Source organism: Pantoea sp. RSPAM1, assembly GCF_038816185.1.
In the GTDB taxonomy this organism is placed as follows: Bacteria; Pseudomonadota; Gammaproteobacteria; order Enterobacterales; family Enterobacteriaceae; genus Pantoea; species Pantoea ananatis.
Window position 1 is genome coordinate 213,415 of sequence record NZ_CP046138.1, and the last position, 19,337, is coordinate 232,751.

Annotated in this window: 19 protein-coding genes and 2 pseudogenes; 9 read left to right on the plus strand and 12 right to left on the minus strand. The window is 52.4% G+C overall.

What is annotated here, in order from left to right:
• The first annotated feature begins 512 nt into the window (after positions 1-512).
• Entirely contained in the window at positions 513-2,570 is a 2,058-nt protein-coding gene (locus GKC68_RS23085) for an EAL domain-containing protein (RefSeq protein ID WP_342656929.1), read from the plus strand.
• Positions 2,571-2,752: 182 nt separating this feature from the next.
• On the opposite strand, the pseudogene GKC68_RS23090 reads toward GKC68_RS23085, so the two are convergent.
• The 8 genes and pseudogenes from GKC68_RS23090 to rutA all read right to left on the minus strand — a co-directional run.
• Positions 2,753-3,169: pseudogene (locus tag GKC68_RS23090) on the minus strand (LysR substrate-binding domain-containing protein); the annotation flags it as partial.
• 181 nt (positions 3,170-3,350) lie between these two features.
• Positions 3,351-4,696 (minus strand): annotated as a pseudogene (gene rutG / locus GKC68_RS23095) (pyrimidine utilization transport protein G).
• Positions 4,697-4,729: 33 nt separating this feature from the next.
• Entirely contained in the window at positions 4,730-5,284 is a 555-nt protein-coding gene (gene rutF, locus GKC68_RS23100) for an NADH-dependent FMN reductase RutF (RefSeq protein WP_058707038.1), read from the minus strand.
• Positions 5,285-5,314: 30 nt separating this feature from the next.
• A complete protein-coding gene (locus tag GKC68_RS23105; RefSeq protein ID WP_058707037.1) occupies positions 5,315-5,905 on the minus strand; it encodes a malonic semialdehyde reductase in 591 nt (196 codons plus the stop codon).
• Complete coding sequence (rutD, locus tag GKC68_RS23110) at positions 5,902-6,729, minus strand: pyrimidine utilization protein D (RefSeq protein WP_206116314.1); 828 nt, start codon at positions 6,727-6,729, stop codon at positions 5,902-5,904. The genes GKC68_RS23105 and rutD overlap by 4 nt, the downstream gene beginning before the upstream one ends.
• A gap of 35 nt (positions 6,730-6,764) precedes the next feature.
• Positions 6,765-7,151 (minus strand): pyrimidine utilization protein C, encoded by a 387-nt coding sequence (rutC, locus tag GKC68_RS23115; RefSeq protein WP_013027868.1) that lies wholly within the window; start codon positions 7,149-7,151, stop codon positions 6,765-6,767.
• Positions 7,152-7,176: 25 nt separating this feature from the next.
• The gene (gene rutB, locus GKC68_RS23120; RefSeq protein ID WP_028722713.1) at positions 7,177-7,929 is read right to left on the minus strand and encodes a pyrimidine utilization protein B; all 753 of its coding nucleotides are present in this window, start codon (positions 7,927-7,929) and stop codon (positions 7,177-7,179) included.
• Positions 7,926-9,017 (minus strand): pyrimidine utilization protein A, encoded by a 1,092-nt coding sequence (rutA, locus tag GKC68_RS23125; protein WP_206116316.1) that lies wholly within the window; start codon positions 9,015-9,017, stop codon positions 7,926-7,928. Before rutA ends, rutB begins: the two co-directional genes overlap by 4 nt.
• Positions 9,018-9,415: 398 nt before the next feature.
• Here rutA and rutR point away from each other — a divergent pair, with 398 nt between their 5' ends.
• A complete protein-coding gene (rutR, locus tag GKC68_RS23130; RefSeq protein WP_014598333.1) occupies positions 9,416-10,105 on the plus strand; it encodes an HTH-type transcriptional regulator RutR in 690 nt (229 codons plus the stop codon).
• Positions 10,106-10,180: 75 nt separating this feature from the next.
• Here rutR and GKC68_RS23135 read toward each other — a convergent pair whose 3' ends face one another.
• Positions 10,181-10,831: a hypothetical protein gene (locus GKC68_RS23135; RefSeq protein WP_241018808.1), complete on the minus strand. Its 651-nt coding sequence runs from the start codon at positions 10,829-10,831 to the stop codon at positions 10,181-10,183.
• Between the two features lie 184 nt (positions 10,832-11,015).
• On the minus strand, positions 11,016-11,240 hold the full coding sequence (locus GKC68_RS23140; protein WP_013027863.1) for a KTSC domain-containing protein: 225 nt from the start codon (positions 11,238-11,240) through the stop codon (positions 11,016-11,018).
• Positions 11,241-11,625: 385 nt separating this feature from the next.
• Here GKC68_RS23140 and GKC68_RS23145 point away from each other — a divergent pair, with 385 nt between their 5' ends.
• The 4 genes from GKC68_RS23145 to GKC68_RS23160 all read left to right on the plus strand — a co-directional run bounded on the left by GKC68_RS23145 (position 11,626) and on the right by GKC68_RS23160 (position 16,190).
• Entirely contained in the window at positions 11,626-12,069 is a 444-nt protein-coding gene (locus GKC68_RS23145) for an antitoxin Xre/MbcA/ParS toxin-binding domain-containing protein (protein ID WP_014598335.1), read from the plus strand.
• The gene (locus GKC68_RS23150; protein ID WP_089528392.1) at positions 12,066-12,533 is read left to right on the plus strand and encodes an RES family NAD+ phosphorylase; all 468 of its coding nucleotides are present in this window, start codon (positions 12,066-12,068) and stop codon (positions 12,531-12,533) included. The genes GKC68_RS23145 and GKC68_RS23150 overlap by 4 nt, the downstream gene beginning before the upstream one ends.
• Positions 12,534-13,177: 644 nt before the next feature.
• A complete protein-coding gene (fliD, locus tag GKC68_RS23155; RefSeq protein WP_047713815.1) occupies positions 13,178-14,572 on the plus strand; it encodes a flagellar filament capping protein FliD in 1,395 nt (464 codons plus the stop codon).
• A gap of 682 nt (positions 14,573-15,254) precedes the next feature.
• Positions 15,255-16,190, plus strand: a complete 936-nt coding sequence (locus GKC68_RS23160) for a flagellin (protein WP_028722485.1) — start codon at positions 15,255-15,257, stop codon at positions 16,188-16,190.
• Between the two features lie 61 nt (positions 16,191-16,251).
• On the opposite strand, the gene GKC68_RS23165 is transcribed toward GKC68_RS23160, so the two are convergent.
• Positions 16,252-16,824, minus strand: a complete 573-nt coding sequence (locus tag GKC68_RS23165) for an NADPH-dependent FMN reductase (RefSeq protein WP_014598338.1) — start codon at positions 16,822-16,824, stop codon at positions 16,252-16,254.
• 87 nt (positions 16,825-16,911) lie between these two features.
• Here GKC68_RS23165 and GKC68_RS23170 point away from each other — a divergent pair, with 87 nt between their 5' ends.
• The 3 genes from GKC68_RS23170 (at position 16,912) to GKC68_RS23180 (ending at position 18,565) form a co-directional block, all read left to right on the plus strand.
• The gene (locus tag GKC68_RS23170; RefSeq protein WP_072208328.1) at positions 16,912-17,145 is read left to right on the plus strand and encodes a DUF333 domain-containing protein; all 234 of its coding nucleotides are present in this window, start codon (positions 16,912-16,914) and stop codon (positions 17,143-17,145) included.
• A gap of 39 nt (positions 17,146-17,184) precedes the next feature.
• The gene (locus GKC68_RS23175; protein WP_058707033.1) at positions 17,185-17,685 is read left to right on the plus strand and encodes an N-acetyltransferase; all 501 of its coding nucleotides are present in this window, start codon (positions 17,185-17,187) and stop codon (positions 17,683-17,685) included.
• 88 nt (positions 17,686-17,773) lie between these two features.
• Positions 17,774-18,565: an MBL fold metallo-hydrolase gene (locus GKC68_RS23180; protein WP_342656930.1), complete on the plus strand. Its 792-nt coding sequence runs from the start codon at positions 17,774-17,776 to the stop codon at positions 18,563-18,565.
• A 269-nt stretch (positions 18,566-18,834) separates the two neighbouring features.
• Here the strand turns inward: GKC68_RS23180 and GKC68_RS23185 are convergent, their stop codons facing one another.
• The gene (locus tag GKC68_RS23185) at positions 18,835-18,984 is read right to left on the minus strand and encodes a hypothetical protein (RefSeq protein WP_193750180.1); all 150 of its coding nucleotides are present in this window, start codon (positions 18,982-18,984) and stop codon (positions 18,835-18,837) included.
• Positions 18,985-19,337 lie beyond the last annotated feature (353 nt).

The following is a 19,337-nucleotide window of genomic DNA, read 5'->3' on the forward strand; positions in this document are numbered from 1 at the left end:
GTTAAGCAATGTTTTCTTCCTCTGACGCCTCTTTTAATGGCCACAGATGTTCTTTTCACCTGTTCTGCCAGTGTGAAGGAATAATGGCCGAGCATATTGAGATGCCCGTGGCACAGCAAACTACCTGCGGGCTGAAACTATGACCAGTGCGGGTGCCAGACTGGTTGGTTTTCAGGCAGCGCTGGCCTAAGCACAGGTCTGGAATGGTGGCGAAGTGGTCTCTGCAGACGGAATGCGCACAACAGATAGCGCTTTTTAGATTTGCATTAAGTTACTTCCGGCAGACTTTTAAAAAAATAATTGTGCGTGAAACGTTTGCCTGTACAGCGAAAAGCGAACGCTGTTAAGTCTCCTGTGCATTATGATTGGGCTGGTACAGCGCGGTGGCGTCATGTTGCCTCTGGCTAAATTTTTACAAATTTTTGTCTCTGTTTCTGGCTAACGGCGCCGATAATCGTTTTTAACGCCAGATCATCTCCGAACAGGTCGATGAACTCATCAAGGATAGCCACATGACATCCGTAACCAATGACCAACTGGGGGCCGCCGTGGCCAGAACGTCTCTTTGTGCGATATATCTGCTGTCTTCCACCGGAGAAGTGATGAGCTGGAATCTTGGATGCCGTGAGATCAAGGGATGGGATAGCCGCGATATCCGAGGGCAGCATATTTCGGTTTTTTATGATGAAGATGAGCAGGCCAGGAATGTTCCTGAGGCCAACCTGAGGGAGGCCCGTGAGCACGGTAAGTTCACAGGAGAGGGCTGGCGCCTGCGCAAAAACGGCAGCGCATTTCGGGCATCAGTTGAAATAGAATTTCTTAATCCGTCCGATGAAGATAATGCGGCTTTTATCAAAATCGTGCGCGACGTTTCACAAGGCTATCAGGAAAGGGCGGCGCTCCGCATCGCTCAAAAAGTTATCCTGAAAAGGGAAACCGAGTTATCAGACACAAATAAGGTGCTCGACGCCGTATTCAGCCACACGCCCTGCGCGCTCATCCTGTGTGACTTTGCATCGGGGGACATCATACGCGCGAACCCGACGGCCATGAATTTGTCCTGTCTACAGGAACGGGTACGCAGTGGGAATACCCGAACCGCCCTGCCTGCGGGCCTGCCAGACAATCTCGCGGCTGTGTTCAGGCAGGCATTTCACCTCCTCCCCGACCAGGGGTTTAGTGAAACGGTCTCTTCGGGCGATAATGAGCCGGAATTTTCACTACGAATTTCCGCTGAAAGGCTGAATTCGGGCGGTGGCGATGACTATCTTCTGTATACCATACTGGACGTCACGGCAGAGTATCAGGCTGCGGTCAGCGCGAATCATCTGGCCCTGCATGATCCGCTGACAGGGCTTCTCAACCGCCGTGGCCTGATGCCTGAGCTTGAAACCCTTCTGGATGGTGACGAACCCTTTGCGGTCATGGTGTCTGACATAGACAGGTTCAAAAGCGTCAATGACGTTCTGGGTCACGCTGCGGGCGATACCTTGCTCATTGAGGTTTCAGCACGGCTGCTGTCAGTCCTGCGCCCGGGCGACATTCTGGCCCGGACGGGCGGGGACGAATTTGTTGCCGTTTTGCCCGGGATTAGCTCGGCAGCCGCCGCAAGCGAAACAGCATCACGCCTGACGATGGCCCTAAAGGAGCCCTTCATGCTGAAAGAGCGGAAAGTCACCTCGGGTTGCAGCTTCGGGGTTTGCCTCTTTCCGGGCTTTGCGCGAGATGCCGAAAGCATGTTGTCAGCAGCCGATATCGCCCTCTACGCTGCCAAGTCAGCCGGGCGCAAAGGCTGGGTAATTTTTACCGATGAGCTAGCCAGGTCGGCGGCAGAGCGCTTTAGCCTTGAAAATGACTTGCGTGGTGCGCTGGAGAACGGTGAGCTGCAAATTTTTTACCAGCCCGTCGTCTGTAGCATCAGTGAGGAAGTGGTTTCCTATGAAGCCCTGCTGCGCTGGAATCATCCTGTAAGGGGAAACGTTTCGCCTGACGTGTTCATCCCACTTGCTGAAAAAACCGGGCTTATTCATGATATTGGTGCATTCGCACTTGAGCGAGCCTGCAACGATATGGCGGAGTGGTCAGGACACGAACGCGTGGCAGTCAATATCTCCCCCCGTCAGTTTCGTGATCCACAGCTGGCGAGCAGGGTGAAAATGGTTCTCATTGAGAGTGGGCTGCCCCCAAACCGGCTGGAGCTCGAAATCACCGAGTCGGCGCTTTTCGACAACCCCGAAGGCAGTTACGAAATGATTCGCAGGTTCAGGGATACCGGGATTCATATCGTACTGGATGATTTTGGTACGGGCTTTTCTTCACTGAACCACCTCAGTTCCGGACTGTTTAGCAGGATAAAAATAGACAGGTCGTTTATCAACGATTTGCACCTGGGCTCCGGTGCGGCTGCCATCGTCAGCTCGGTTCTTTCACTCTGCCGTCAACTCCAGGTTGAAGTCACCGCAGAGGGCGTGGAAACGCCTGCACAGGCTGAGTGGCTAAAGACGAATGAATGTCCGTTAATGCAGGGATACCTCTTTGGCAGGCCGGGGCCTTGCTGGATTCAGAAGTAACGCGAATGCCCTTTTCAGTCCCTGCCGGAACGACTGACGGGTACAAAAAGCGCCGGATGCCTTCAAAAGAAATAAGTATCCCTGACGGCTAAGGGGCGACCAGAACTGGTTTCAAAAGGCAAAACAGTAACGCAAACCTGTGCCGACAGCAGGTGTGCCATTAGATTCACCAGAAGCCGTTTTTAGCTTGCTTTCTCGACCAGAAACTGTGCTTCGCACTGTCGGGCAATCTCCCACAGTCTGTTACGTATTACCTGCTTAAGTTGCAGAGTGGACTGTGACTGGGGTTTATCACGACGGCTGATCAGCATCACTTCAAACGGCAACGGTTGCGCGACGGGGAGCAATTTTAACTGATCGGCATAGCGGCATGCCGTGAACAGATCCACGACGCCCACACCGCCGCCTGCCAGAACCCTATCCGCAATCACCGAACAGGTTTTAATCGACAGTGACACGGCGGGGTTCAGTTTTTGATCACGCAGCGCGCGGTGTAATACGCGCCCAGGCTTATCCTGGGGCTGCATCATCAGCAGATTATTGCTGCATAACCACGCCAGCGAAACGGATTCATGCTGGGGATGATTTAGTTGGAGGATATAACCGCAGCACCCACGATAATTAAGGATTCTGGGCGAAAAGCAGCCCAGTTTGCGGGGAATGCACAGGAAAAGATAATATGTCAGGCACGCAAAGGCGGTGAAAAATGCCTGGTGAGTGTTATGAAACGATCACCAGGCACCCTTAACACCCACTGACGACAGACGAAGCAATAAAAGGTCAGGGCTCTCTCAGCGCAGCTTCTGTAGCTGCCTTAATCTCAGGCGGCGTCTTTGCCATTTTGCTGCGGCTCAGGAAAGCATTGAGTAAAATCGCCCCAAAGGTCGCGGTGCCAATGCCGCCCATGCTGAAGCCGCCCAGGCTCAGTGTGAAGTTGCCCGCGCCCAGTACCAGCGTGACGGCCACCATGATGAGATTGCCATTCAGGCCCAAATCAACGTGGTTTTGTACCCAGATGCGGGCGCCAGCCACGGCAATCAAGCCAAATACCACGATGGATGCTCCACCGAGCACCGGGCCAGGAATGGTGTGGATCAATGCACCAAATTTAGGTGAAAAACCCAACACAATGGCCATGATTGCGGCGGCGACAAAAATCAGCGTAGAGTAAATTTTAGTGACGGCCATGACGCCGATATTTTCGGCATAGGTTGTCACGCCGGTGCCGCCCGCCGAAGCCGACAGCAAGGTCGCCAGGCCATCCCCGATAAAGGCGCGGCCCATGTAGGGATCGAGATTTTTACCGGTCATCCCGCCACGGCTTTAATGTGGCCAAGGTTTTCCGCAACCAGGATCACCGCCACCGGCGCAATCATCAGCATAGCGTGCGTGCTGAATACCGGCGTAGTGACGGTGGGTACGCCGAACCAGGGCGCCTGCGCCACGGCGCTGAAATTCACCGGCGTGCCCAGCCCGAGGCCGTTGGTGATCGCCATATAAATCAGGTACGCCGCCACCAGACCCAGCAACAATAACAGTCGCTGTACCAGACCGCGTGTAAACACCGCCACCGATCCGATACACAGCACCGTCATCACCGCCATCCAGCTGTCAAACGATGAAGCGGATACGCTGTTTATCGCAATCGGTGCCAGATTGAGTCCAATCGCCATCACCACCGCGCCGGTCACCACCGGCGGCATCAGACGCTCAATCCAGCGCGTGCCGACCGCCATGACCACAAAACCGATCAGCATGTAAATCAGGCCACAGGCGATAATCCCGCCCAGCGCGACGCCGATATTCGGGTTCGTGCCGTGGCCGCTGTAGCCGGTCACGGCAATCACTAACCCGACAAATGCAGCACTGGAACCGAGATAACTCGGCACGCGCCCGCCCACGACCAGGAAGAACAGCAGCGTGCCGATGCCCGACATCAGAATCGCCATATTGGCGTCAAACCCCATCAGTAATGGCATGAGTACCGTGGCGCCAAACATCGCCACCGTATGTTGCAGTCCCATGATCACCGTCGCGCCAAACGGTAGCCGTTCATCCGGCGCGATCACCGCGCCATCCAGATTACCTTCTCTTTTACGCCATTGCGGAAACCAGGAATGTGCCATGTACGATCCTTACTAAGTTGAATGCGGATTGAGTTAACAGGCTATCTGACGCATCAGCGGATGATAGCGTCGGTCGAAATACGCCAGTCCGTGGCAGTCATCGTTGCAACGGAGTGCAACAACTTCACAAAACATAATATCGTGGGTACCGACCGGGGTGATCTGCGTGACCTTGCAGTCAAATGACACCAGCGCGTTAGTAAGGATCGGGGAGCCGGTGGCGAGATCTGTCCATTCGGCGGCGTCGAAGCGTTGTTCCATCGGCGTTTTTCCGCCGAATAAATTAGAAAGCGATTCGTGGCTGTCGGCCAGCGTGTTTACGCACAGCACCTGATTTTGCGTAAACGCCGGATGTACCGATGCAGAACGGTTCAGGCACACCAGCAGTGTCGGTGGCGTATCGGTGACGCTGCACACAGCAGAGGCGGTGAAACCTGCCCGACCGCCGGGGCCGTCAGTGGTGATAATGTTGACGGCAGAGCCGAGGCGCGCCATGGCATTGCGGTATTCCTGTTTCTCAACGGCAGCCTCTTTTTCAGCAAGGGGCATGTCGGTCGCGGGCAGTGTGACGTTCAGGGTTGATTGCATGCTCGTGTCCTCAGTGATGATCGGTGATGCTTACAGCACGCGACAGGCGCGGTCAAAGTCAAGGCGCGGTGCGCGCGGATAGACTTTGCTGCTGTCGCCGTAACCTATGTTAATCAGAAAATTCGATTTCCAGCCTTCCTGCGCCAGAAAGGTTTCATCAACTTTGGCATTGTCAAAACCGGACATCGGTCCGGTATCCAGGCCGATCGCGCGACAGGCCATAATCAGATACGCAGCCTGTAAACTGCTGTTGCGGAACGCGGTATCCTGTGCCAGCTGTGGGCTGGAAGTGAACCATGAGCGGGCATCGCCGGACGGAAACAGTTCAGGTAGCAGCTCATAAAATTCCGGATCCCAGGCAATAATCGCCGTCACAGGAGCGGTCATCGTTTTCTTCAGATTGCCACTGGAAAGTGCCGGCGCCAGTTTCTGTTTCGCTTCCTGGCTCTGAATAAATACGATGCGCACCGGGCTGCAGTTCGCCGAGGTCGGCCCCATGCGCGCCAGTTCGTAAATCGTTTTCAGTTGTTTGCCTGTTACCGGTCTATCCAGCCAGCCGTTATGGGTGCGGGCTTCGGTGAACAAGGTGGCCAGCGCGCTGGCGGTTAATGCGTCGGTCATGGCGTCTCCACAGATATGAAAGCAGGCGGTGTTCCGGATGCATGCGAAGCCTGCCGCTGCAGCCAGTCCAGTAAAATCGGGTTAAACGTATCGGGGTCCGTCACGCTCATGGCATGTCCGCCGTAGCCCATTTGCAGGTGCTCGCCATGGGGAAGACGTGAGGCGAGATCGGCTGAACAGGACCAGGGCACCAGCAAATCATCTTTAGCGCTCAACGCCAGCGTCGGCGCGATGACGCCTTTAAGCGAGGTGGTCAGATCGGAGTCCATCAACGCCTGCAGGCGATGCAGCAGGTTTTCCATCCCCTGAAAATGCGCCACCTGATGCTGGCGCTCTTCCTGCAGCAGAGCCTCATGTTCAGAAAGCCAGTCACCCGGGTACAGAAACAGCGGCTGCGCCTGCACGTAGGCATCTACGCCGCTGTTTAGCAGCAGGTTCCGACGGACGTCGAAGCAGCGGCGCGTCTGGCTGTTAAGAACTCTCCAGCCATTAATCACCACCAGACTTTGCAGCAGCGCGGGATAACGCAGGGCAAGATGCAGACCCATAATGCCGCCCAGTGCATGACCGACCAGATGACAGCGGCTGATACCCAGCGCGTTAAGTAAGCCTGCCAGCTCATCGGCCATATCCTCCATCCGGTACCCGGCGGGTACGTTACCCTGACTGGCGCCGGTGCCGTACTGGTCATAAACCACCACCCGAAAATGCGCTGAGAGCATTGCCAACTGGGGCTGCCAGAATCCCCAGGAACCGCCCAGACCCGAGGAGAGCACAACGGTTTCTGCATCAGCCTTTTGCTGACCCAATACCTTGTAATACATACTGTTTCCTCAGATGAAATACATCACCGAACAAATTATTTGCCAAGGTGGGCAATTGATGCGATTTCGATCAGCGCATCCGGTTTCACCAGCCCACACTGAATGCAAAATCTTGCCGGTTTTTCGCCCGGGAAGTACTCCGCATAGACCTGATTCACTGCCCCGTAATTCGCCCAGTCAGTGATAAAAATCGAGTTCATGGTGACGTCATCCATGCTGCCACCTGCGGTTTCGATCACGCTTTTGATGATCTCCAGTACATGGCGGGTTTGTGCTGCCGCATCGCCCACATGTACGACGTTGTTGTCTTTATCAAAAGGCAAAGTACCGGAAACGTACAGGACGCCATCGGCAAGCGTACCGGGAACAAATGGCGCCAGCGGAACACCGCTGCCAGCTGGAATAATGGCGCGTTTAGGCATCGTTCATTGTCCTTTTTACAAGCGGTCAGGCCGCGTTTTGTTCAGTTTTGTAACCCACCGCGTCGCAGAAGTGGCTTACGTTGGAGACCCAACCAAAAAACGTTTCGATGTTATAAATCGCGGCTTTTTGCGCAAACTCGGGGCCAGCCTGATGTGTCGCGTCTTCCAGCACGACGCCAAAATATTCCAAAAAGAAGCCGTCACGCAGGGTGGACTCGACACACACGTTGGTGGCGATGCCGGTGAAAACCAGATGATGAATGCCGTAGCTGCGCAGCAGGCTATCCAACTGGGTATTAAAGAAGCCGCTGTAGCGTGGTTTTGGCAGCACAATATCGCCCGGTTGAGGTTGCAGTTCATCGACCAGATCGTAATCCCAGTCCCCTTTCGCCAGCAGTTTGCCCATCAGCTCGGGACGTTTGCGCATTGTTTTCAGCGCATTGGATTTATGAAAATTGGGCGAACCCGCGCCCCCGGCTTCAACATACTGATTGTCCCAGCCGTTCTGGAAAAAAATCACTTTAATGCCTGCTGCGCGAGCAGCGGCAATCGCCACTTTGATATTGGCGATAACCGGCGCGGTGGCGGACACGTCAAAGCCTGCCAGATCAAGATAACCGCCCTGCGAGGCATAAGCGTTTTGCATATCCACGACAATAAGCGCCGTCTGCTGCGGGGTGAAACCAATGGCTTCAGGACGCGCGGCAAGCACCCTTTCCTCGCCGGTATTGTTGGGCGCGCGGCGAACCACAGTTTGATTTTCAACAATATTCATCATGCGACCTCTTTCTGCGCAATGCCGATCTGCTGGCGCGTTTTCATTAACGGCTGGATGTAACGACCAAAGTTTTCAATGCCTTCAACGAAATCGTCAAAGGTCAGCAATACGCCGCCCGCACCGGGAACCGTATCGATCTCATCAAGCATTCTGGCGACGCTGGCCCAGGAGCCGACCAGCGTCCCCATGTTGATGTTGACCGCTGACGTAGGATCGGCCATCTGGCGAACATTGGTATCGCTGCCGGAGCGGGTATCTTTACTGCTCTGATCGGTGAGCCATGACAGGGCTTCCGCATCAGCACCGGCTTTATACAGCTCCCATTTGGCGCGCGCGGCCTCGTCGGTTTCATCAGCAATCACCATGAACAACACGTAAGAGGACACGTCACGGTTTTCAGCGTCAGCCGCTGTTTTCATGCGGGCAGCGGTAGGTGCAAAAGCGGTTGGCGTGTTGACGCCTTTGCCAAAGCAGAAGTTGAAATCGGCGTGTTTGGCGGAAAACGCCATGCCTGCGTCACTTTGTCCGGCGCAGATGACTTTCATTTCGCTTTGCGGACGTGGACTGACGCGACAGTCATCCATTTTGAAAAATTCGCCGTCAAGCGTGCAGTGCCCCGTTCCCCACAGATCGCGCAGTACGCTGACATATTCGGTCAGGTAATCGTAGCGGCGGGTAAAATAGTCATCGCCAGGCCACATGCCCATTTGTTCGTATTCCGGTTTCTGCCAGCCGGTTACCACGTTCACGCCGAACCGGCCGTTGGAGATGGAGTCAATTGTGGCAGCCATGCGCGCAACGATTGCCGGTGGCATGACCAGGGTGGCAGCGGTGGCGTAGAGCTGAATGCGGGACGTTACGGCGGCCAGACCGGCCATCAACGTGAATGACTCCATGTTGTGTTCCCAGAATTCCGTTTTACCGCCGAAGCCGCGCAGTTTGATCATCGAGAGCGCGAAGTCGAAATGGTAGTGCTCTGCTTTCTGCACAATGGTTTTATTCAGTTCGAAGGTTGGCTTGTACTGCGGCGCAGTTTCTGAAATTAGCCATCCGTTGTTACCGATAGGAATAAAGACACCGATTTTCATAGCTCACCTCGATTGAAAATAATTGGGACAACAACAAGGGCTTGCGAAAATCTCTGCGCGGCTTAAGTGCGTCCTGCGGGTTCCTGTTGTACCGTGCTGAAATCTCCTGACGTAGGGACATGTGCAAAGCGGATGCCAGTTTTTAAAAAATTATTTAAAACAGATGGTTATAAGACTTTGTGGATTTCTAATGGAGCAAATGGTCTAAAACAGACCATTTACTCAAAAATAACTGCACGTTTAACAGGCAGAGTTGAGCGCAAATGGTGCAGTTTTGTTAAATATTGGTTGTGCTGGGTTGTTGTCAGGTTGTGTTTATAAATAATGCGTATGACGATAGTCGCCTTAATGCCTATTTGTTATGCTTTTGACCTTGTTGTGTGTATCAGGAAAATGTTGTGAAGCCATTGTCCGAAAACCCGGGATCTGACGCCGGGGAAAACCTCGCCGCGAAAACGCCATCGAAATCTGTGACGCGACGTTCGCGAGCGGTTGCTGCCAAACGTGGCGCTATCATGGCCGCTGCACTGGAATTCTTCTCACTTTATGGCTTTCACGGCACTCGTCTTGAGCAGGTTGCTGAACGCGCGGATGTCTCGAAAACCAACCTGTTCTACTACTTTCCCTCGAAAGAAGATTTATACATTGCGGTGCTCAAAGGTCTGCTGGATATCTGGCTGGCACCGCTTAAAGCACTGCAGTCCGATCAGCATCCTCTGGAAGCAATACGGGAATATATTCGTCTGAAACTTTGCGTCTCCCGTGATCATCCCCAGGCCTCAAGATTATTTTGTCTGGAGATGGTTCAGGGCGCACCGCTGCTGAAACAGGAGCTGGGCGGCAGCCTGAAAACGCTGGTGGAAGATAAATCGGATGTGATCCGCGGCTGGATTAAAGATGAGTTGATCGCACCCATCGATCCGATGCAGTTGATTTTTATGCTGTGGGCCACCACTCAGCATTACGCAGATTTCGGGGTGCAGGTTGAGGCAATTACCGGTAAAACGCTCAGCGATCCCGTGTTTTTTGAACAAACGGTGAAGAGTGTCCAGCACATCATTACCGAAGGGATTCAAATTCGGGCGTAAAAAATGGCGGGCAGAACGCGCCTATTCCCGGTCATTTACACCACGGGCTAAACTGGCCTCGCATCTCTCCCGGCGTCATTGCCGTAATGCGTGCGCAAAAAACCTCACGCCGTCAGGCCAGGCGCCCGGGTGGCCCGCAAACGCAGTGGCTGCATTGCCGACGAGCAGGTTATGGGTTCCGGCCTGAGTGATGTATGGCCCCTCTGTGCGCAATCTCTCCAGGGTGATTAATGAAGGTCGGACAATAACGATATGGCCAGGCCTGTGCCTGTCGGGGCTCTCATAGGAGATCACCACCAGCATTCCCTGGTTAGCAAGCTGCTGTGCATGTCGTGCATCGGGCGCCCTCATCCAGCCCGCCTGACGCCCTTCCTGACTGTCAAACCAACGCGTCTGCGCGCTTGCGAGCAATATCTGGCTGTGCTGGGGTGGCCTGAGCATATACACACCCAGCCGAGCCCCCATGGCCGCCGCAAACGCACTGCAGTGAGTATGATTGCCGGGGCCTGAATAGTTATCCGGCTTGTCAGGCTGACCGGTTTCCCAGTTGACGTGATGATGATTGAGCCATAAATGCTCAACGTCCGACCGATCAAGCACGGTGAGGATCGCCTGAGCGGCAGGTGTGACGGGGCCACAGCAGGGTTGCTCAGCGGAGCGCGCAGACAAGGAAAGGTTTTCGGCGGCAACCGTTATTCCTGTCAGTGCAAGGAGTACCACAGCCATGCGGGTGCCTAAACGTAAAAAAAAGCGGATAAGCGATTTTCTCATCGTTACCTCACTGCACAGACAGAAAGAGCAACCGGCAGGGATAATACTGGCAACCCGAATGTGTCTGGTTATCCCTGCCACCTCAATGCCCTGAAAACGGTGACGGCGGTCAATGTAAACGGGGCCTCAGCAATACACGCTAGGCATCACTTTTCTGATACATGGAGAAGAAACGGTTGTCGATACTTTCGCGGAAAAAAGCGTCCTGATCGAGGGCGGCACAGAATCCCTGATAGGTATGAGCAGGCACGGCAAGCCAGCGACGGCAGGTGCCATTGCGGTATTCAAGTTCCAGTACGCCTGACGTCGGGTCGAATCCCGCACTACGGAACAGAGAGGAAGAATTAATATCGTGTCGTTTCATAACGGATAGTCCTTATCGGTTGAGCCCTGTACCTGCGTTTAAGAGCGGCAATATAACACAGTCATCGATAAGCGTTGCCTTGGGTAAAAATCTTGCCGTGTTGAAAATGAGGCCCTGTCTGTAAAAGCCACACTGATCATGATGTACCTGTAATGACGTCCAGCCAAATGCGTCGTTCGAAGCCGTTTTTCCTTTGTTTTCAGTCACGCTATTACTTTTTCTTGTAAGATTCGGCGCTGACCGTCAAGGCGATATAACTTCGTTGCGCTGTCTGCAGCCAGAAAAATGATAAAACGACTTTATTTTCTTATGATGACAGAGCATCAATGGCTGATTGAACGATATCACCATTTGGCTATAATAGAATAACCAAATGGAGGTGATGATGAAACAGTTCACTTTACCCGTATCCGCTGCAGAACCGGATCGTCTGTGGCAATTTGCCGGCCTGAGCAGTGCTGACGGCGTGATGCTGATGGATCAAATCGATGATGGTCTGGATGGCACGGTAGCCAGTCGCATTGTCACCTGGGCGCAAATCTCTCAGGCAGAACTGCGCCGTATGACCGGCATTGCGGGCTCAACCTTCACCCGCGGCGTTAAGAGCCGCTTTACTGCGGAGCAGAGCGAACGGCTGGTGCGTTTTATTCGCGTGATGGATCGTGCGGTTGAGCTGTTTGAAGGCGACAAAGAAAAGGCAAGGCAGTGGCTCAATGAGCCTGCGCGGGCCTTAGGCAATAAAAAACCGGCCGATCTGGTCGCGTCAGAAACCGGGGCTTACGAAGTGCTGAAACTCATTACCCGGCTTGAACACGGCGTGTATTCTTGAAGCTCTATCGCATGACCAAAACGCGCTATCTGGGGTCGGCCTGGAGCGGTTTTGGTGCCCGCGAAGGCGGCGGGCGCTGGAACAGCGTCGGCGTATCAATGGTTTACGCTTCTGAAACCGCTTCCCTCACCATGCTGGAGACGCTTATCCATCTGCAAAGCGCCAGCGTGCTGGACTGTTTTACCCTCATGAGCATTGACGTTCCCGACAGGCTGATTGAATGGATCGATATCAAGCAACTTCCTGACGACTGGGCCGCACCGGAAGCGCCTGCAGCGCTGCGTTTATTTGGTGATGCCTGGATACAAAGCGGGGGATCGGTCGCACTGCGCGTGCCCAGCGCCCTTTCGCCCGTAGAGTCGAATTATCTTCTCAATCCGGAACATCCCGAATTCAATGCTATCGTCAGACAGGCGGTAAACATCCCCTTCCTTTTTGACGTACGCTTCTCCCGACAGGCATAAGGCCGACGGATCACCATGCACCTCTTCACGTCAACCTGTGCCCTGGCATCGGGTCGGGCTCCGCCTGGCGATATGTGCTTCAGCGTGCAGCTTTGTTAACGTTTCGATCGCTGCCGTAAATGGATGTAACAATCGTAAAGTTAACGCGCAGCGAAAAGTTTTTTTACCGAAAACAAGGAAGAATACGCAATAAAAAGCAGTCATCCATTTTTCTGGCCAGGCTGTAAACGCATTGATTAGCGACGGATATTTTCAGGACACCGCATAATTTGCATTAAGTATTTTTCCGTTTTTTGCATCAATTTGTTGTCGATCGTGGTTAAAACAGGATAAGCAGAATGAATAACTGAGCCATGGTGATTAGGAAATATGAATTTGGCTTAAGGCCGATGTCGCTGGCTAAATGACTGATTAATCGCTGATGTGTTTACAGACGGCACCAATGTAGATTAATCCAAACCCAAATTAACGGCCCTTGAAGAATTTCAAATTGTTATTGTGTTAATGATTTTTTACCGCCTTAACAGAAAATTAATGGTCAAGTAATAACAATAAACCGATTTGCAACAACATTTAAAATCAGAAAAACCCCTGATTAATGCATTGTATTTTTAATTCTGGTGTCACTTCATCAGGACAAGAATATGGCAAGCATAAGCACACTTGGCGCTGGTACTAACCTCGACCTCAACACGTTATATGATAATTTACAGTCAGCTGAGCAGGCGCAACTGACACCGATTACTAATCAGCAGGCGTCTTATAATGCGCAGCTGACGGCCTGGGGCGTGGTTCAGAGTTCAATGTCGAAATTGCAAACGGCCGCCTCTGCGCTGGAAAATGCCTCGAACATTGCCACAACCAAAGTCACCAGCTCGAATACCGCCTTTACTGCCACGCTTGCCAGCGGTGCCGCAGCCGGAAACTATTCTGTTGAGGTCGATCAGCTCGCCGCCGCGCAGTCTCTGCTTTCTAAGTCTGCCAGCAGCGAAAGTACCGATCTCGGTGACAGCAGCATGGCATCACGTACGATTACCATCAGCCAGTCTGGGCAGAAATCGCCGCTGACCGTCACCTTAAACCAGGATCAGACCAGCCTGACAGATATCCGTGATGCGATTAACAAGCAGCAAGGCAGCGTTAATGCCAGCGTGATTATGGCAAACGATAACACCTACTATTTGTCCCTGACCGCACGTGATAGCGGTACCGCGAATGCGATGACCGTCAGCACCAATGACGCGACGCTGTCGCAATATATCAGTTACAGCAGTGGCGGCAGTAATAACGGCATGACACAGCAGGTTGCTGCTCAGGATGCTCAGTTGAAGATAAACGGCTTGTCTATCACACGCAGCAGCAACATCGTTACCGATGCCCCTGAAGGGGTCACACTGAATCTGAATAAAGTTAACAGCGGTTCCCCTGAAACATTATCTATCGCCACGGATACCACGCCTATGGCAACGGCGATTCAGACGTACGTTGATGCCTATAATTCCCTGCAAAAAACCATTGCAGATCAGACGAATTATACACCCGTGCAGGAAGGCCAGGCGCCCAGTACCGATAATGGCGATCTGCTGGGGGATAATACGTTAATGAATATCCAGACCAGCCTGCGCAGCCAGTTTTCCGATCCTCAGGGTAGCGGAAGCATTCAGGTACTCTCACAACTCGGCATTACCCAGGACGATAAAGGTGACCTGACGGTCGACAGCACCAAGCTGAATGCCGCCTTAACCAATCAGCCTGCAGATGTTTTAAGTTTTCTGACGGGTGATGGCAAAACCACGGGGTTCGCGACGCAAGTGACCAACAGACTTAATGATATGTTAGCCAGCAACGGCACGGTATCAAACGCGACAACAGGAATTAATACCTCGCTGAAACAGCTGTCTGATCAATATAACAACGTTAATGATCAGATCACCGCAGTTATGGCGCAGTATAAAACGGAGTTCACCAATCTGAGTACACTGGTGTCTTCAATGACGCAGACAGGGGATTATCTCTCTGCACAGTTCGCAAAAATGTAATTCTGGTTTAGCCGAAATTTTTATCTTCCGCGCTGATGGTACACTGTGCCATCAGCGCGACAGCGTTTGATGTTGCCTTTTCCCAGACCGGTTACCCGTTAGTCCCTTCTCTGCTTAAGCTGAACACGAGAAACCCGTTCAACATTATTACCCGTCCGCTAACCGATGTCTGTGTGCATGAGAGCCAAGGCTGCACTCCCGTCGTTTTTTATGACAAACGGGTTTTAACGCTTGCCGCAATTTTCGTGATTTCGGACGTTTGTCTTTCTTGTGGGAAAATGAAAAAAATAATTATTATCTTCGTGATACCAGTCAATGATATATCTTACTTTTCAATTGGGGAGAATTAATGTAATTTCCTTAATGAGAGACTGCGTGACAGAAAAAACATGACTCAACATCCCATGCGGCTAATAATGTAAATATTTAATCATCCGTGCTTTTAGCTGCGCAATGCTGTAACAAAAGGTTTTAAACCTTAAAAAAGTTATTCTTATAATTGAGATTTGTGTGTGCTAATAATAATTTTTTTCTGATTTGTTTCTGTATTTACAACTTCCCCATGCTGTAAAAAAACCATTCACTAATTAATCTTAACTGGCGTCTTTTCATTAAAGTTTGGCGCAGTCAGCTCGATAATAATAATGCGTAAATAATACGTTTCTATAAGAAGGAATTTACCATGTCAGTGATCAACACAAACGTTCTGTCGTTAATTACTCAAAACAACCTGAATAAGTCACAGTCATCATTGGGTACGGCTATTGAGCGTCTGTCATCAGGCCTGCGTATCAACAGCGCCAAAGATGACGCGGCCGGTGAAGCGATTGCTAACCGCTTCACATCGAATATTGACGGCCTGACGGTTGCCGCACGTAACGCCAATGACGGTATTTCATTGTCTCAGACGGCTGAAGGCGCACTGGATGAAATAAACAACAACCTGCAGCGCGTTCGTGACCTGACTGTTCAGGCTCAGAACAGCTCTAACTCAGCATCCGATATCGATTCAATCCAGGCTGAAGTTAACCAGCGTATGCAGGAAATTGACCGCGATACTAAGCAGACAGATTTCAACGGTCTGAAAGTCCTTAACACGGGATCGGGTAGCAGCACTTACAATTTCCAGGTCGGTGCGCAGGATGGCCAGACCATCGGTATCACCCTGAGTTCCAGTGACAGCTTCGATCTTGCTGCGGCTGGTAACGCCTCGTCAGGCACCGTGCAGAATACCAGCGTGACCACTGGCCAGACAGTCAACGGAACCGCCCGTAGCACTGCGGCTATTGGTTTTGACGTGCTGAAGGGGGCAGTAACCGGGGGGGCCAGCGGTTCCGCAACAGGCAGTACCCCACTGGCGGATATTGATAAAGCCATCAAAGCCGTTGACAGTCAACGTAGCCTGCTGGGTGCGTCTCAGAACCGCTTTGAGTCAACAATCAGTAACCTGAACAACACCGTGACTAACCTGACTGCAGCACGAAGCCGCATCCAGGATGCGGACTATGCGACAGAAGTGTCGAACATGTCACGCGCCCAGATTTTGCAGCAGGCGGGCTCCTCTGTACTGGCCCAGGCCAATCAGGTACCTCAGACTATGCTGTCTTTACTTCGCTAGTCGACCCTTTAAGAACCACGCTTTTTGCAGAGCGTGGTTCTTCTCAGAGGATTAACTTAAATCACCCCTCGCTTACCCTGCGAATAAAATCACTGAACGCGGCTAACTGTTTTGCCAGATGTTCCAGCGTGCCCTGCTCAATCACCTTCCCGGCCTGCTCATCGACTTTATTCTGGATCGCCCCACCCATAAATTCCGGCTTGTTCAGCACCATAGCATCGAGAAATACCAGAATCTGACGCAGGTGATACTGGCAACGCGCTCCACCAATAGCGCCCATGGAACTGGTTTGAATCGCCACCGGTTTTCCCGCCAGGGGTTGATTCGGCACGCGAGATAACCAGTCAATGGCATTCTTTAAACCGCCAGGCACGGAGTAATTATATTCGGGTGTGACAATAATGACGCCATCAGCCTCACGAATACGTGCAGCCAGCGTGTCAACCGTGGCCGGAAATCCCTCTTCTTGCTGAAGATCCGCATCGTACAGTGGAATATCCCGAATGGATGGCAGCGCATCTATAGTCATCCCTTCTGGCGCCAGCTGTGGGAGTGCACGTGCGATCATTGCATTGTACGAGCCTTGTCTCAGGCTTCCCAGTAGCGTGACAATTTTTAACGGTTTGTCAGACATCATCCTTCTCCTTTTTCGTGGCTATAATAATTTACCCGATAAATCCGGATAGCATATGAATGCGCTCTTCAACAAAAAGCAGGTTATATGAGAACCCTTTTACCGATTTTACTCTCTTTGCTGCTCTCAGGCTGTCTGTCCTCACCCTCACCGCGTGAAACATCGACATTACAGCTGGCTAATCCTGCATCCCGGCATTGCCTTGCTGTCGGCGGTAAAATTGACAGTGTGAAAACAGCCGCTGGCCAAGCGGGATACTGTACCTTGCCTTCAGGAGAGCGCCTAGATGAGTGGGCATTGTACCGCCGCGATAACCCGTGAAACCGGACTGCGGCATCCTCTTTAAGGGAGTATCGCATTATGCCTAACCCGGATAACTATCTCGTCCGGCAAGCAACAACGCATGACCTGGCAGGCATCACGACACTGCTTCAGGAAAACGCAGCGGGCAATGGCGGCGCGCTGAATGGCGATTTTCCCGCCGAAAAAGTTGCCGGCATGCTGAATCACCCCGGTGCCATAGTGGCAGTTGCGCAATGTGCGGCAGGGATTGCCGGCGTGTTATTTAGCACCTCATCATACCGGCAAGGCCCAGAGGTGGTGAACGCCATGTTGCGCGCCTGGCCGCCCGGGAAGCAGTGCTGGATTTATGGCCCGGCCTGCATCAGTACCCAGGCCCGCGGTCAGGGCCTGCTGCTGCGTCTGTACGATGAACTGCGCAGTCACTACGGCAATAAGGCCCCGGTGCTGTTTATTCAGGCTGATAATCGTCGATCAATCCAGGCGCACGAGCGTCTTGGCATGACCCGGGTGGCACAGTTTTACATCAACAGCGTCCATTTTTTGGTCTATAGCCATTAATTGTCCTTCACGCCCTATGGCACAAATTGAAACCTGCACCTGACACAGGTTCTAAAATTAATCTGAAAAGGTTAAGGGGGAACGCAGGATGATCAAAATTTGCCTCACGTGCGGCACGTCATATCAACAGCAGGATGTTCAGATTGATCGCTGTAAAATCTGTGAGGACGAACGTCAGTATGTCCCGGCAACAGGACAACAGTGGATTTCACCTGAGGCGCTGCATGCGGCCCACAGTAATAAATGGTCTCAGCTGGAAAAGGGATTATTCAGCCTGCAAACGGTTCCTGAATTTGCTATTGGTCAGCGGGCCTTTCTTTTAAAGGGCACGCAGGGCAACGTACTTTGGGACTGCATTCCTGATCTTGACGATGCCACGATTGACATCGTGCGCGCCCTGGGCGGCATCAGCGCGATTGCGGTTTCCCATCCTCATTACTACAGCACAATGCAAGACTGGGCAGCTGTCTTTGATGCGCCGATTTACCTCCACGCCAGCGACAGCGAGTGGATTATGCGTGACAGCCCCTATCTACGGTTATGGGAAGGTGAGACGAAAAACCTTATGCCTGATGTGACACTGTTACGTCTGGGAGGACACTTCGAAGGTGGAACCGTTCTGCACTGGGCAAGGGAGGATGGCATCGTGCTGTCTGGTGATATCGTGCAGGTTAGCGCCGGATCAAACGCAGTCTCCTTTTTGTGGAGTTATCCCAATATGCTTCCTTTACCCGCCGCGACAATCACTAAGATCGTCAATCGACTTCAACCCTATGATTTCATGAAACTTTACAGCGCGTTTGAAGGGCGCGATATTATTGCCGATGCCAGCAGTGTGGTGAAGCAGTCGGCGCAAAAATATATCGATTGTTTACGCTAACCGCGGGCGATAGCTCTGGCGCGGTTAGCCATCAAACTTATCGACCAGATTCAGCAAAGGTTTTCGCGTTATGAGCGCTTCACTATGCGCTAGCGCGCGCCCAGAGCAAGGCTTCCGCCTGAGACGTCAATGTCACGCTGATCCTATTCGCCGGCCTGACGAATGATGAGCCCGGCGTCCTGCCGGCGGCTAATCAGCTCAGACGCGCCAGACGATTTTAACATCAGCCGCTCTGCAACCTAACCCACCCCCGCCGTTGCTTCTCCCGCTCACCTTATAGTTAGCCGCGCCTGATGTTGCTGTAGCGTCAATCCCATATTGCGAGCCTGACTTTCACTAAAGGCAACAAATCTGCGTAGTTTCGCGCGGAAGTTGGCCAGTAAGGTGTAATCAGCATCTGTCATCTTCGGCTGTGACATTCAGTCACCTTTAGCGATTGGGTTTATCTGGTAACACGATGTAAGTTTTCTGCTTTTAGGCATTGCAAAAAAAAACATTATGCAGGAGCGCACTGTCGATTTACCTGCCAGGCTCAACATAGTTGGTCACAGGGTATCTCCCGCTGCCTTGCCCGACAGGGCCTTGTACATGAGATACGGACTTACCCTGCTTTCACGCCTACTACGGGCACAAAGCGATCGTTGAGTCAGACCTTTAGCCTGACCAGGATTAAAGCGATGAGCGCAGAGATGTGGCGCAGCGCAGTGCGCCCGACGTAGTCGGATACAGCCCTTTAAAAGATTTGAATTCATACGTTTAGCTGAAAAGCCAG

What these genes read in the sequence shown, in the direction of transcription:
- GKC68_RS23085 (WP_342656929.1), top strand. Translation starts at nt 513, where the DNA reads ATGACATCCGTAACCAATGACCAACTGGGGGCCGCCGTGGCCAGAACG.
- GKC68_RS23140 (WP_013027863.1), bottom strand. Translation starts at nt 11,240, where the DNA reads ATGAAACGACACGATATTAATTCTTCCTCTCTGTTCCGTAGTGCGGGA.
- rutA (WP_206116316.1), bottom strand. Translation starts at nt 9,017, where the DNA reads ATGAAAATCGGTGTCTTTATTCCTATCGGTAACAACGGATGGCTAATT.
- rutC (WP_013027868.1), bottom strand. Translation starts at nt 7,151, where the DNA reads ATGCCTAAACGCGCCATTATTCCAGCTGGCAGCGGTGTTCCGCTGGCG.
- GKC68_RS23175 (WP_058707033.1), top strand. Translation starts at nt 17,185, where the DNA reads ATGCCTAACCCGGATAACTATCTCGTCCGGCAAGCAACAACGCATGAC.
- GKC68_RS23145 (WP_014598335.1), top strand. Translation starts at nt 11,626, where the DNA reads ATGAAACAGTTCACTTTACCCGTATCCGCTGCAGAACCGGATCGTCTG.
- GKC68_RS23170 (WP_072208328.1), top strand. Translation starts at nt 16,912, where the DNA reads ATGAGAACCCTTTTACCGATTTTACTCTCTTTGCTGCTCTCAGGCTGT.
- GKC68_RS23180 (WP_342656930.1), top strand. Translation starts at nt 17,774, where the DNA reads ATGATCAAAATTTGCCTCACGTGCGGCACGTCATATCAACAGCAGGAT.
- rutF (WP_058707038.1), bottom strand. Translation starts at nt 5,284, where the DNA reads ATGCAATCAACCCTGAACGTCACACTGCCCGCGACCGACATGCCCCTT.
- GKC68_RS23165 (WP_014598338.1), bottom strand. Translation starts at nt 16,824, where the DNA reads ATGTCTGACAAACCGTTAAAAATTGTCACGCTACTGGGAAGCCTGAGA.
- rutB (WP_028722713.1), bottom strand. Translation starts at nt 7,929, where the DNA reads ATGATGAATATTGTTGAAAATCAAACTGTGGTTCGCCGCGCGCCCAAC.
- GKC68_RS23105 (WP_058707037.1), bottom strand. Translation starts at nt 5,905, where the DNA reads ATGACCGACGCATTAACCGCCAGCGCGCTGGCCACCTTGTTCACCGAA.
- GKC68_RS23135 (WP_241018808.1), bottom strand. Translation starts at nt 10,831, where the DNA reads ATGGCTGTGGTACTCCTTGCACTGACAGGAATAACGGTTGCCGCCGAA.
- GKC68_RS23160 (WP_028722485.1), top strand. Translation starts at nt 15,255, where the DNA reads ATGTCAGTGATCAACACAAACGTTCTGTCGTTAATTACTCAAAACAAC.
- GKC68_RS23185 (WP_193750180.1), bottom strand. Translation starts at nt 18,984, where the DNA reads ATGTCACAGCCGAAGATGACAGATGCTGATTACACCTTACTGGCCAAC.
- rutD (WP_206116314.1), bottom strand. Translation starts at nt 6,729, where the DNA reads ATGTATTACAAGGTATTGGGTCAGCAAAAGGCTGATGCAGAAACCGTT.
- fliD (WP_047713815.1), top strand. Translation starts at nt 13,178, where the DNA reads ATGGCAAGCATAAGCACACTTGGCGCTGGTACTAACCTCGACCTCAAC.